Consider the following 12785-nt stretch of genomic DNA (forward strand, 5'->3'; position numbering starts at 1 on the left):
ATACAATTGTTTTATCTTTACACTATGGAATTACTTTTTATAGGTCTCGCCGTAGGTGCGGTAGTAGCATATTTTATTTTTTCTTGGTTTGTAGGATCACGTAAGAAAGAAAAAGTGCATTCACAATCTGTTGTGTTAATGGAGCGCATTCGTAGTGTATGTAAGTTTATTACAGTTGAAGGTGACTTTTCTGAAATTTACCACTATGAAAACGTAAAAGATAAATGGCTTAATGTGTTCTTAGGCAAGAAAAAAGCTCTTGTTTTAATTGAAGCAAAAGCTCACGTAGGTTTTGATCTTACAAAAATAAAAATGGATGCAGATACCAAAAACAAAGTGATTACGCTCACCAATTTTCCGCAACCGGAATTAATGACTATTGAAACCGATTTTAAGTATTATGATAAAAGAGAAGGTTGGGCAAATCCATTTACTTCTTCAGATTTAACAGATATTAATCGGGAGGCTAAACAGCATATTGTAGATAAAGTACCAAGTAGCGGTTTGTTTCTTGAAGCTTCTAATCAAGCGATGGAAACTATAAAATTGATGGAAAAATTGGTAGAAACAATCAACTGGAAGTTGGATTACTCAGCTTTGGAAAGTGATCATACAGCGCAAGAAAAAATTTCAGAAACGAGTGAAAGATAAGGTGTGTTTATATGGTAAAGCTGTAATTGTTTTTTCATTTTTTTGGATGAATGTAACACTAGTACATGCCCAGAATTATGAGCAAGTAGATGCTACCATTCAATTATATCCTAAAAGTTTTGAAAACCCAGAGCAGCTCTCAAAGTTTATTTCGCGTGATTTTTCTTCAGAAGAAGATAAAGTACGTGCTATATACTCGTGGATTGTAAATAACATCGCTTATGAGCCCAAAGAATACAAACAGTTTAATTATAATTTTAAAAATTATCGTGAGCGTAACCAAAAAGAAGAAGCAACTAGAAAAAAAATAATTAAACGCACCTTGCAAAAGGGTATTGCTGTTTGTGAAGGCTACGCCATGCTTTTTGAGCGATTATGTGAACTACAAGGAATAAACAATTATTTGGTGCGCGGTGATACAAAAGCGAGTTTTAATGATATTGGCAGGGCTTTTAAAAAAAATCATATGTGGAATATTGCAATAATTGATGGAAAACCCTATTTGTTTGACCCCACTTGGGGCGCAGGAAAATACAATGGAAATTTTATTAAAGAACCTACCTATTTTTATTATAAAACACCGCCAGAACTTTTTTTTAAAACACATTACCCGGCGATGTATGAAGATGCTTTGATTGACACAGTGATATCAAAAGAAGTTTTTTCAAATATGCCTATTATTATTCCTGAAGCCTTACGCAGGGAGGATGTAGAAAAACCACTTAACGGAATTATTTCTTCTGAAGATGATGATGGAATAATTACATTTCAAATACGAAATATCAATCCCGCTACCGTTTCATATAGCTTTGGAAATAAGAAAATCACAATAGAAAAAATTGAAAAAGTTAATAACTTAATACGGTTTGATGTGCCATTAGAGTTGGGCGTTTCAACACTTTTGATATATTTTGACGGTACACCGGCTTTGGGTTATAAAATTGATTAAATATGAATATTGAAGCCTTTAGAGATTATTGCTTAACAAAAAAAGGAGTGACAGAATCTTTCCCTTTTGATGAACAAACATTAGTTTTTAAAGTAATGGGAAAAATGTTTGCCCTTTGTGGGTTGGAAAGAAATCCGCTTGCTATTAACCTAAAATGTGATCCAGAATGGGCCGTTGAGTTAAGAGAAGAATATGATGGTCTTATAATAGCAGGTTATCATATGAGTAAAAAACATTGGAACACCGTTCAACTAGAAGCAAATATTCCTAATGAGTTAATTATAAAATTAATTGATCATTCATACGATTTGGTTGTAAAAGGATTGACAAAAAAAATACAGATGGAATTGAAAGAATTATGAATACAAAAAAAAACAGCCCCGAATTTTTTTACAAAAAACAAATAGCCAAGCACAACCAAACTTTAAAAAATCTAAAAAAACAACTTACCCTTTCCGGAACCATTAGATTGCTAGTTTTTATAGTACTTGCAACAGCAGTTTATTTTTTCTTCGGAAATACCAAAATCGTCATTGCAATTATTCTATCAGGAATTGCACTTTTTTTATATTTAGTATCTCGTCATAGCAACTTACAGTATAAAAGAGATGTTACCAAAGCAATGCTAGAAGCTAATCACGTTGAGCTAGAAGTGTTGCAAAGAGCATTTCATCATTTACCCGATGGGAGTAAGTATAAAAATCCAGCGCATGAATTTAGTCAAGATATTGATCTGTTTGGGAGAGGTTCATTTTATCAATACATAAATAGAACAGCCTTAGAAAGTGGCTCAGATTATTTAGCACAGGTCCTTACCGAAAATACAATTGATTTAATCCCCAAAAAACAAAAAGCCATACAAGAATTATCAGAAAAAGCAAGGTGGCGACAGCATTTTTCTGCAGTTGCTTCTTTGGTAAAGACAGAAGTTTCTGCTAGCACCGTATTGAATTGGCTTACCAATTATAGGTCTTTTGTTCCTAGTTGGATACAAGTAGGCTCTACTATTTTTTCAATTATTTCATTAGGATTATTAATAACCTATTTTTTAGGGTTTATTTCAGGATATATTGTTTTTGGGTGGTTTTTGGTAGGATTGCTTATTTGTGGTCGATATTTAAAAAAGGTAAATGATTTATCACAGCATACAGCCAAAATTCAGAGTACGTTTGAGCAGTTTCACAAATTGCTATTAGAGATTGAAAACGAAACTTTTAACAGTGATTTGCTTTCTGAAAAAAAGAATAAAATTGTAGGTAAAACCGAAAAGGCTTCTACAATACTTAAGCAATTTGCAAAACACTTAGATGCATTAGACCAGCGTAGTAATTTACTCATTGGTGTAGTTGCAAATGGTTTTATGTTGCGTGATTTACGACAGTCGTATAACATAGAAAAGTGGATAAAAGCACACAGTACGCACGTTTCATCGTGGATTGATACTATTGTGTTTTTTGACGCTCACAATACCTTAGCAAATTATGTTTTTAACCATCCACATCACATATTTCCTGCCATTACAACTTCAGAAAATCAATTAGAAGTACAAGGGGCAGGTCATCCATTGTTGAATCCTGAAAAACTAGTAAGAAATGATTTTAAGATTGCTTCAGAAGAGTTTTTCATAGTTACAGGTGCAAATATGGCCGGGAAAAGTACATTTTTACGCACAGTTGCATTGCAAATAGTAATGGCAAATGTAGGGTTGCCGGTTTGTGCTACAAAAACCCAATATAAGCCTATTAAGTTAATCACAAGTATGCGTACCACAGATAGTTTGACAGATGATGAGTCTTATTTTTTCAGTGAGCTTAAACGACTGAAATTTATAGTTGATAAAATTAAAACCGACACCTATTTTATCATACTCGATGAAATATTAAAAGGAACAAACAGTACCGATAAAGCAATTGGGTCTAAAAAATTTGTAGAAAAACTTGTTGCGGGTAATGCTACCGGTATCATTGCAACTCACGATTTAAGCTTGTGTGAAGTTTCAGAAAGTATTCCAAAGGTAAAAAACTATTATTTTGATGCTCGAATTGAACAAGGAGAGCTTTATTTTGATTATACTTTTAAACCTGGAATTTGTCAAAATATGAATGCATCGTTTCTCTTAAAAAAAATGGAAATTGTTGATTAATGGATTCAGTAACACAAATAGTATTAGGCGCTGCCGTAGGAGAAGCTACTTTGGGCAAAACAATGGGGAACAAGGCTATGTTATACGGTGCTATTGCAGGTACCATACCAGACCTTGATGTGTTATCAAGTAGTTTTGTTGACACGGTAACAGCATTAGAAATTCATCGTGGGTTTACACACTCTATTTTTTTTTCGGTAGTATTTGGTGCTTTGTTTGCTTGGTTGACATCTTTATATGAAAAAAGAGCAAACTTTAAACAATGGTATTGGCTTTGGTTTATGTGTTTAATCACGCATCCTTTTCTAGATGCACATACCACTTGGGGAACTCAGCTTTTCTGGCCTTTTGATATTCGGTTAGCTTATAAAAATATTTTTGTGATAGATCCGCTGTATACATTGCCTTTTTTAATTTGTGTAGTATGGGCAGCTTTTTTAAAACACGGCAGTACAAAACGGATAAAGATTAATAACATTGGGTTAATAGTAAGTAGCAGTTATATGGTGCTTACATTAATATTAAAAGGTATTACATATTTTAAATTTACCAATGCGCTGAAGGAGCAAGCTATTTCTTATAAAGCCATAGAAACAAAACCGAGTCCTTTTAATACAATTTTATGGACAGCAAATGTAGAAGTAGAAGATGCATTTTTAATAGGGGATTACTCTTTTTTTGATACAAAACCAATTCAATTTTATAGTCATCCTAAAAATCACTCAGCTTTAGGAGTATTAAAAGACACTGATAAAATACAGCGATTGATTGCTATATCAAACGGTTGGTATGCAATTTCTGAAAAAGATAATAAAATCTATTTTAATGACTTGCGTTTTGGGTTGTTGAGCGTAGATCCACAAACCGAAAAATATGCTTTTAGCTATCAATTACAGCCCACATTAAATGGAGTAAAAGTTATTGAGGAGCCCAAAAACAGAGATGATGCCAAAAAGTTATTGAAAGACCTTTGGGAACGAATGCTAGGCAATTAAATAGTTCACAGGTTTTATTGAGCGTGTTGATAGTTTAACAACTTGTATCTGCTACAATTTTCCATTCTCCATTTATCTTTTTGAAGATAATCATAAAAATTCCATTGGCATCACCTACACTTCTCTTTAAAAAGTATTCACCCATCACCCAATAGCTATTGTCACTGATTTTTGAAATATCGTTAATTTTAAAGTTCAGTGTACCAGAATGTTCCTTTGTAGGATACCCTTTTTTATACTTATCAAGTGTTTGTTGCCAACCCTTTGTAAGACCGTTGCTGCCATAAAACTTTAAAGAATCACTTTTCCAGTAACCTTGCATAAAACCTTCTAAGTCGTTTGCACTCCATGCCTTTTCTTGGTTTTTCATGATTTTTAAAATTGCAGCTTTGTCTTCGGCGTCGGTTTGAGCAAAGTTTGAAGATGCAATAAATAGGGTAAATAATAGTATTAGGTTTTTCATAGTTTAAGTTTCAGAAATATAAAAATACACAAATCTCGTTTTACCATTGCAATCTGTAATTTTGCAGCTATAATTGCGACTTGTAAAGTAACCTATGGAAAAATACATTAAGATATTTAAAGACTCCTATACAGGATATTTCAACTACTTATTAGATGAAATAACCCGTTTTCATTGGGAAAATTATTTTTACGGTCTTATTGCGGTTTCAGTCATTGTATGGTTGCTGGAGTTGTTTTTTCCTTGGCGGAAAAAACAGAAAGTTTTCAGAAAAGATTTTTGGTTAGATACATTTTATATGTTTTTCAACTTTTTTTTACTGAATTTAATTGTCCTTATTTTTCTGTCCAATACTGCCGAAGCTTTTTTTAATGATATTTTGTCTTTTGCCAATTTGGAAGTTTCAGACTTTCAATTGGTCGATGTTGATGCCCTTCCCTATGGTTTAGGGTTGTTAGTGTTTTTTTTGGTTTCAGATTTTGTACAATGGAATACACATAGGCTGTTACATAGTGTGCCATTACTTTGGAAATTTCATCAAGTACATCATTCTGTAAAAGAAATGGGTTTTGCAGCTCACTTACGCTATCACTGGATGGAACCTGTGGTGTATAAATCTATTTTATACATTCCTTTGGCAATTATTGGAGGCTTTGAAGTGACCGATGTTGCCATTGTTCATTTTACAGCGCTTACCATTGGCCATTTAAATCATGCAAACCTTGGTTGGGACTACGGTTTTTTTCGCTACATCTTTAATAATCCCAAAATGCATATATGGCATCACGCTAAAGTTTTGCCAAAACACACCAAATATGGTGTTAATTTCGGCATTAGTTTAAGTCTTTGGGATTATCTTTTTAAAACCAATCACATTCCGTACAATGGTCGAGATATAGAACTAGGCTTTGATGGCGATGAAACTTTTCCGAAGGATTTTATTGGTCAAGAACTTTATCCTATAAAAACCAAAAAGTAATATTCTTGCGTACATATAATGTGATATAAAAATGTAAACATAACTCCATATAAATTATGAAATCAAAACTCAACATTGCTGGCTTATTATTTATCTCATTACTATTTGTAAGTTGTAATTTAACGTCGGCAGCAGGAATAACTAGTCAAGGACAACCTACAAAAAAAGTTGATGGAGAGTTAACTTCTACTACAGCAAACTCTGTTGTAAATTTTGATCATTCGACGTGGGATGCGTTATTAAAAAAATATGTTGACGAAGACGGTATGGTAGATTATAAAGGTTTTAAAGAAGATAGAGCCGCCTTGAATAAATACCTTCAAAAACTATCTTCAACAGAGCCTACAGATGAGTGGAGTGTACAAGAGCTACTGGCTTTTTATATCAATTTATACAATGCATATACAGTTGATCTTATATTGAATAATTATCCAACAAACAGTATTAAGGATATTGATGGAGCATTTACAAAAGGGTTTGTGCCTATTGGCAATCGTGAGCTCTCCTTAGGCGGAATTGAAAACGGAATTCTTAGAAAAATGGACGAACCCCGAATTCATTTTGCTATAAACTGTGCTTCAATTTCGTGTCCAAAACTTCTGAATGAAGCTTTCACAGCTTCAAAAATTAATGAACAACTAGAAAAAGTTACTCGAGAATTTATTAATAGTGATAAAAACGATATTACGGCCAATACACCAAAAGTATCTTCTATTTTTAAATGGTATGCCAAAGATTATACAGTAAACGGAAAGAAGGATGTTATTGGTTTTATTAATCAATACAGTGATATAGAGATTAATCCACGAGTAGAACTTCAATACAAAGAGTATGACTGGAATCTAAACGAACAGAAATAAATTTATAAAAACTCTTCAGGTATTTATTTCGTAAGTTTAGCATATGATTAGCATAATTATCCCCGTCTTAAATGAAGCAGAAACCATAAAAAGGTTGATAACCTATTTGATTACCAATGCTTCAGAAAAAAAGAATATAGAAATTATTGTTGTAGACGGTGGTAGTACAGATGGTACTCGGCAACTTGTTCAAGCAATAGATGCTGGAGATAATGGTATGCTTAAACTAATATCTTCTGAAAAAGGACGTGCCAAACAAATGAATAAAGGGGCAAAGGCCTCCTCGGGTAGTGTTTTATACTTTTTACACGCAGATTCTTTTCCGCCACAAAATTATGATGCTTTTATTCTTTCAGAAATAAAAAAAGGAAATCCTGCAGGATGTTTCAGGATGCAGTTTGATAGTAACCATTGGTGGTTGCGATTGGCCGGCTGGCTTACAAAGTTTAATTGGCGAGCTTGCCGTGGAGGAGATCAAAGCCAATTTATCACTCGCCAATTATTTAATGAGATTGGCGGTTATGATGAGCAGTATATTATTTATGAAGATAATATGTTACTCAATGAACTTTACGCACGTAAAAAGTTTGTAGTTATTAATAAAAAGATAACTTCTTCAGCTCGATTGTATCGTGAAAAAGGTATTTGGTACGTACAATTCCATTTTTGGGCTATTTACGTAAAAAAATGGTTTGGAGCAGATGCAAATACGTTGTTTGAATACTATTGTAAACATCTTCGGAAAAAGAAAAAAGAAGCTACTACCGGTCACATTCCACAAGAGGCATTCATAGATAAATAATTATTTCTCGCTTCTTTTTAAAGTTTAAGATTTTATAAACACAAAAATTTTGTAGTTAGTAGTAATTTGAGCTTACTAATCAAAAAAAACACTAACTATGAACATTTTTGAAGCCATTCGTAAAGACCATGATAAACAAAGAGAACTTTGTAAACTTGTTACCTCTACCTCCGGTGATAGCAAAGGAAGAAAAGAAATGTGGGAAAAATTAAAACACGAACTTCAGGTTCACGCAGATGCCGAAGAGCGTTCCTTTTATTCGCCCTTAATCCATAATGATATGATGCAAGAACACGCTCGTCACGGCATTGCAGAACATCATGAAATGGATGAGTTAATAGAAAAGATTGACGATACAGATCTTGATTCACCCGCTTGGTTGGTATACGCAAAACAACTTTGTGACAAAGTAGAACATCATCTAGAAGATGAAGAACATACATTTTTTCAATTGGCCGGAAAAGTATTTACCGAAAAAGAAAAAACAACAATTGCTAAAGAATATCTAGCAATAATGAATGAAAAAAGATAAGTTGTAACCTATTAATGAGCATAATAATATTGAATAATTAGTTGAGCCGGCTTATTTTGAATGGTAAAACGATTGTTATTACCTCCGCCGGCCTGCTCATTATTAGGATACCACTTCCATAAAAAACCACCTCCCATCCAAGGTTCTTGCCATACCGACTCAAAAAGCCCCGTCAATAAATTTCCTTGAGCAGCGTGATTTATTGTTTTGTTTTCTCTACCACTGTGCCAAGGTTCTTTTCCAGAAAAGTCAACATTTCTATAACCGTATTCGGTAAAAATTATTTTTTTATTGAATATTTCAGAAACAGATTTTAATTCATCCATCCATTTTATCCAACCCTTTTTAGCATCTTCTTCAGTAGGTGTTTTTTCCTCTGAAATAGGAAAATATGCATCAACTCCTATAAAATCAAGTTGCTTCCAAAAAGGGACGCTTGTGTATTCATCCCAATTGGCAGCATAGGTTAATTTTCCGGTATAGATTTTTTTTATGTCTTGAATAAGTAGCGACCAATATTCGGGCCTGTTGTTGATAAATTGTTCTAGTTCTGTGCCTATGCAAAAAATAGCTACGTTTTCTTCTTGAGCCAATTGAGCAAACTCTAAAATGAAATTGCGATACGATGTTTCTAAAACCTTCCATTTTTCATCGCTTGAAGGCTTTAATGTTCCTGTAAAAACACCGTCCCAAATCCAAAGTTGAGGTTTGAGCATAATACGAATTTCTTTTTCACGTAGTGTATGTAGGTATTGTTTTACACCTTTGACAGTTTCGCCATACCATTGTCTTTGTGTGTTATAAAGAACGTCCGGGTTTTGAACATCTTTAATAAATCCAAAAGGCATTACAGCAGCATAATTTGCGTTCAATTTTAATAAGGGAGCTATATTTTCTTCAGAAACAGCCTCTCTTGAAGCTACAAAACTTACACCTTTAATCTTTGATTCTTGTGCTACAAGGCAAAAGTTTATTGAGATAATAAACAGAAAGAGATAGTGTTTCATTCAGATTAAAGGAGATTATATTACTATGGAAAAATACGAGATTTATGAAAATTCAAAAACTTTATTTTCATGATTAATTAGGATCAATTGGTAATTATATTTCAATATGCGTGTAATTCCGTACATTTAATACCGACACAGAAACAATACTTCACTATTATATGGAACATATTGTTATTATTGGTAATGGCATTGCAGGCGTCACAGCAGCTAGACACATTCGGAAAAATTCTGATAACAAAATTACAATAATATCGGCTGAGGCAGATTATTTCTTTTCACGTACCGCGTTAATGTACGTTTATATGGGGCATATGAGATGGTGGGATATAGAGCCTTACGAATCCCATTTTTGGAAAAAAAACAATATCAATCTTAAAAATGCATACGTAGAAAAAATAGATACTAACAACAAAACACTCTACTTTTCTCAAGGACAATCCATGCTGTATGATAAATTAATTATTGCCTCAGGGTCAAGTACAAACACCTTTGGGTGGGAGGGACTTGACTTAAAAGGTGTTCAAGGGTTGGTTACGAAACAAGATTTAGAGCAACTAGAAGAAAATGCTCCAAATAAAAAGGAGTGTCCCAATGCAGTAATTGTTGGAGGAGGATTAATAGGTGTTGAACTTGCTGAAATGCTTCGAACGCGAGATATTAACGTAACCATGTTAGTACGCGAAGATGCGTTTTGGACTAGCGCTTTACCCAAGCCAGAGGCCGAAATGTTGTCGAGACACATTCAGTCACACGGTGTGACTATTAAGCATCAAACCAATCTCGATAAAATTTTGGGAGATACTAATGGAAACGTTCGTGCTGTACTTACTAAAGAAACCAAAGAAGAAATACCTTGTAATGTTGTTGGGATTACAACAGGTGTAAAACCTAATATATCTTTCTTAAAAAATTCTGGTATTGAAACCGATAAAGGAATTTTAGTAAACCGGAAGCTAGAAACAAATATAGAAGATGTTTATGCCATAGGCGATTGTGCACAACAACGAGAACCTATTAATAGTCGTCCTGCCGTTGAAGCTGTTTGGTATACAGGCCGAATGATGGGTGAAACCGTCGCGCAAACAATATGCGGTAATCCTTGGGAATACAATCCCGGTCATTGGTTTAATAGTGCCAAATTTTTTGATATTGAGTACCAAACCTACGGCTGGGTACAACCGGAAAGAAGAAGAAAAGACTTTGAAGCACAGTTTCATTGGAAATGTAAAAGTGATTTAAAATGCATTACTGTATCATATCATAAAGAAACCCATCAATTTTTAGGAATTAACACCTTCGGAATACGAATGCGGCACGAAGTGTTTAATCAATGGCTTTCTGAAAAACGTGACATACGTTATGTAATGCAAAATTTAAAGAAAGCAAACTTTGATCCAGAATTTTATAAACGTAACGAAGCCGAAATAATATCAGCTTTTACTAATCAACAAACTGTAACAGTTTAAAATTATGAGTACCGTACAACGAGATATGTCCTTGACTGGACAGCCACCAAAAACAATAAACACTAAGCAAAAAATAGCGAGTTTTATTGGTCTTACAGGACTTTTAATATTGCTTCTAGCTGTTTTTAATGTTGGTTTTCCTAATAAAACACTTTGGTTGAGTGTGTCTTTATTGGCTATGACTGTAGGAACCATCTGGTTTTCAAGAGAAGAGTACCTCACTAAACATGAGGGGATTAAAAACCACGGAGTTTATTTTAAGTCACTTTCCTCTCGAGGGTTTTGGGCTTGGGTTTTAGGTATAGCTTTAACGTTATTTTATGTGGCACTCTATTGGTTTCCGCAATATTTAGGATTGGTTAAAGACGGTGATAATACTGGAGTAATCTCGCTTTTTGATCCGTTGAGTAAGCTTTTAAGTGGTAATCCCGCAAGTCAGTGGTTTTTATACGGAACGTTATATACTTTGGCAATTCTCGTCTTTGGTATAAAGTTTATCTGGAAATACCGTCATAATAGATATGAAGTTATTAGAACCTTTTCGGTGATGTTTTTTCAGTTGAGTTTTGCTTTTATCATTCCCGAGCTTCTTGTAAGGTTAAATCAACCCTATTACGACTTTAAAAATATCTGGCCTCTCAATTATGAACTATTTGCAGGCTATAAAATTGATGAATTTTTAAGTGCCGGAGACGTAGGACTCATTATGCTTATATTCGGTATTCTTTCGGTTTTTGTTATCACTCCCATTCTCACATACAAATATGGAAAACGCTGGTATTGCTCGTGGGTTTGTGGTTGCGGAGGTCTTGCAGAGACTGCCGGTGATCCTTTTCGCCACCTTTCTGATAAACGTATGGTTGCCTGGAAGGTAGAGCGATGGGTTGTACACAGTGTGGTTGTTTTTGTAACGGTAATGACAACAGCAGTTGTTTTTAGTTATTTACAAGCAAATGAATCACAATCTATTAGTGAGTGGAGCAATCTAGAAAATAAAGTGGTTTTTATGAGTGACGCTCAAGGTAAACCCATACACGAGCGTGTGCTGGCTGCACAACAGGCAAAAGCAAGTCAAGTAGTTTTTATCAATAAAAACGAATCGGTTGCTGGACCAACATTAACTTCTTCAGAAGGGATTACAATTCCTTTTTATACGGTTTCTGAAGCTGAAAATACAGCGGCATTAAACCGCTTAAAAAACGGACTAAGCGCTTCTCTATTAGTTGATTCGGCCTCAGGTGAATATATCACAATTGAAGATGGTGTAGAAACCTCCTTTTTTGATAACCTCTGGATCTCAAAAGAGTTTTTTATCTGGTTTGTTATAGGTTTACTCACACTTGTTTTTGGAGGAGTGATGCTTTTCAGAAGAGAGCAATTAGCAAAAGATGCTAAGTATGGAGCAATAGGATATTTTGTGGTTGTTATATCAATATTGGTGTTTACGTATGTTAGTTCGCCAGGAAAATTATTCTTCTTTCCGGCTTATGAGTTGAGACAAACATATGGGTTTATAATTGGGGCGATGTTTAGCGGTGTTATAGGTGTTGGTTTTTACCCTATTTTCGGAAGCCGGGTTTGGTGTCGCTTTGGATGCCCTATGGCTGCTATTTTAGGTTTTCAGCAACGTTTGTTCTCTCGTTTCAGAATTACAACCAATGGCGGTCAATGTATCTCTTGTGGTAATTGTTCTACCTATTGCGAGATGGGAATTGACGTTAAAGCCTATGCTCAAAAAGGGGAAAACATTGTTCGCAGTTCCTGTGTGGGTTGCGGAATTTGCTCGGCTGTGTGTCCGCGAGGTGTTTTAAAACTAGAAAATGGTTCTTTAAAAGGGCGTATTGATTCAAATGAAGTGCTTTTGGGCAACGACGTTAATTTAATGAATTATGTAAATTCAAAATAAGGAGTTGTACGCAATAAAACTAAATTTCT

The 12785-nt window shown here is 34.3% G+C and carries 13 protein-coding genes; 11 read left to right on the top strand and 2 right to left on the bottom strand.

The genetic code is table 11. The features are described from left to right. The first annotated feature begins 24 nt into the window (after positions 1-24). Genes INR76_RS05595 through INR76_RS05615 form a run of 5 tightly spaced genes read left to right on the top strand, consistent with a single transcriptional unit; the run spans position 25 to position 4738 of the window. Positions 25-651 carry a DUF4230 domain-containing protein gene (locus INR76_RS05595; RefSeq protein WP_223109675.1) on the top strand — a complete coding sequence of 209 codons (627 nt, stop codon included), beginning with the start codon at positions 25-27 and terminating at the stop codon, positions 649-651. Next, complete coding sequence (locus INR76_RS05600; RefSeq protein WP_223109676.1) at positions 641-1600, top strand: transglutaminase domain-containing protein; 960 nt, start codon at positions 641-643, stop codon at positions 1598-1600. Before INR76_RS05595 ends, INR76_RS05600 begins: the two co-directional genes overlap by 11 nt. A gap of 2 nt (positions 1601-1602) precedes the next feature. Further along, the gene (locus tag INR76_RS05605) at positions 1603-1962 is read left to right on the top strand and encodes an MmcQ/YjbR family DNA-binding protein (RefSeq protein ID WP_223109677.1); all 360 of its coding nucleotides are present in this window, start codon (positions 1603-1605) and stop codon (positions 1960-1962) included. Beyond that, on the top strand, positions 1959-3743 hold the full coding sequence (locus INR76_RS05610; protein WP_223109678.1) for a DNA mismatch repair protein MutS: 1785 nt from the start codon (positions 1959-1961) through the stop codon (positions 3741-3743). The genes INR76_RS05605 and INR76_RS05610 overlap by 4 nt, the downstream gene beginning before the upstream one ends. Then, positions 3743-4738: a metal-dependent hydrolase gene (locus INR76_RS05615; protein WP_223109679.1), complete on the top strand. Its 996-nt coding sequence runs from the start codon at positions 3743-3745 to the stop codon at positions 4736-4738. The genes INR76_RS05610 and INR76_RS05615 overlap by 1 nt, the downstream gene beginning before the upstream one ends. 34 nt (positions 4739-4772) lie before the next feature. Here the strand turns inward: INR76_RS05615 and INR76_RS05620 are convergent, their stop codons facing one another. Further along, complete coding sequence (locus INR76_RS05620) at positions 4773-5201, bottom strand: nuclear transport factor 2 family protein (protein WP_223109680.1); 429 nt, start codon at positions 5199-5201, stop codon at positions 4773-4775. Between the two features lie 94 nt (positions 5202-5295). Here INR76_RS05620 and INR76_RS05625 point away from each other — a divergent pair, with 94 nt between their 5' ends. The 4 genes from INR76_RS05625 (at position 5296) to INR76_RS05640 (ending at position 8374) form a co-directional block, all read left to right on the top strand. Beyond that, positions 5296-6180: a sterol desaturase family protein gene (locus tag INR76_RS05625; protein WP_223109681.1), complete on the top strand. Its 885-nt coding sequence runs from the start codon at positions 5296-5298 to the stop codon at positions 6178-6180. A 56-nt stretch (positions 6181-6236) separates the two neighbouring features. After that, complete coding sequence (locus INR76_RS05630) at positions 6237-7040, top strand: DUF547 domain-containing protein (protein ID WP_223109682.1); 804 nt, start codon at positions 6237-6239, stop codon at positions 7038-7040. Between the two features lie 43 nt (positions 7041-7083). Then, positions 7084-7842 carry a TIGR04283 family arsenosugar biosynthesis glycosyltransferase gene (locus tag INR76_RS05635; protein ID WP_223109683.1) on the top strand — a complete coding sequence of 253 codons (759 nt, stop codon included), beginning with the start codon at positions 7084-7086 and terminating at the stop codon, positions 7840-7842. A gap of 97 nt (positions 7843-7939) precedes the next feature. After that, positions 7940-8374, top strand: coding sequence for a hemerythrin domain-containing protein (locus INR76_RS05640; RefSeq protein WP_223109684.1), 435 nt, complete (start codon positions 7940-7942; stop codon positions 8372-8374). 11 nt (positions 8375-8385) lie between these two features. Here the strand turns inward: INR76_RS05640 and INR76_RS05645 are convergent, their stop codons facing one another. Beyond that, entirely contained in the window at positions 8386-9381 is a 996-nt protein-coding gene (locus INR76_RS05645; RefSeq protein ID WP_223109685.1) for a glycoside hydrolase TIM-barrel-like domain-containing protein, read from the bottom strand. A gap of 161 nt (positions 9382-9542) precedes the next feature. Here INR76_RS05645 and INR76_RS05650 point away from each other — a divergent pair, with 161 nt between their 5' ends. Then, complete coding sequence (locus INR76_RS05650) at positions 9543-10850, top strand: NAD(P)/FAD-dependent oxidoreductase (RefSeq protein WP_223109686.1); 1308 nt, start codon at positions 9543-9545, stop codon at positions 10848-10850. Positions 10851-10854: 4 nt separating this feature from the next. Further along, complete coding sequence (locus INR76_RS05655; protein ID WP_223109687.1) at positions 10855-12756, top strand: 4Fe-4S dicluster domain-containing protein; 1902 nt, start codon at positions 10855-10857, stop codon at positions 12754-12756. Positions 12757-12785: the final 29 nt, after the last annotated feature.

The organism is Marixanthomonas sp. SCSIO 43207 (genome assembly GCF_019904255.1).
GTDB lineage: Bacteria > Bacteroidota > Bacteroidia > Flavobacteriales > Flavobacteriaceae > Marixanthomonas.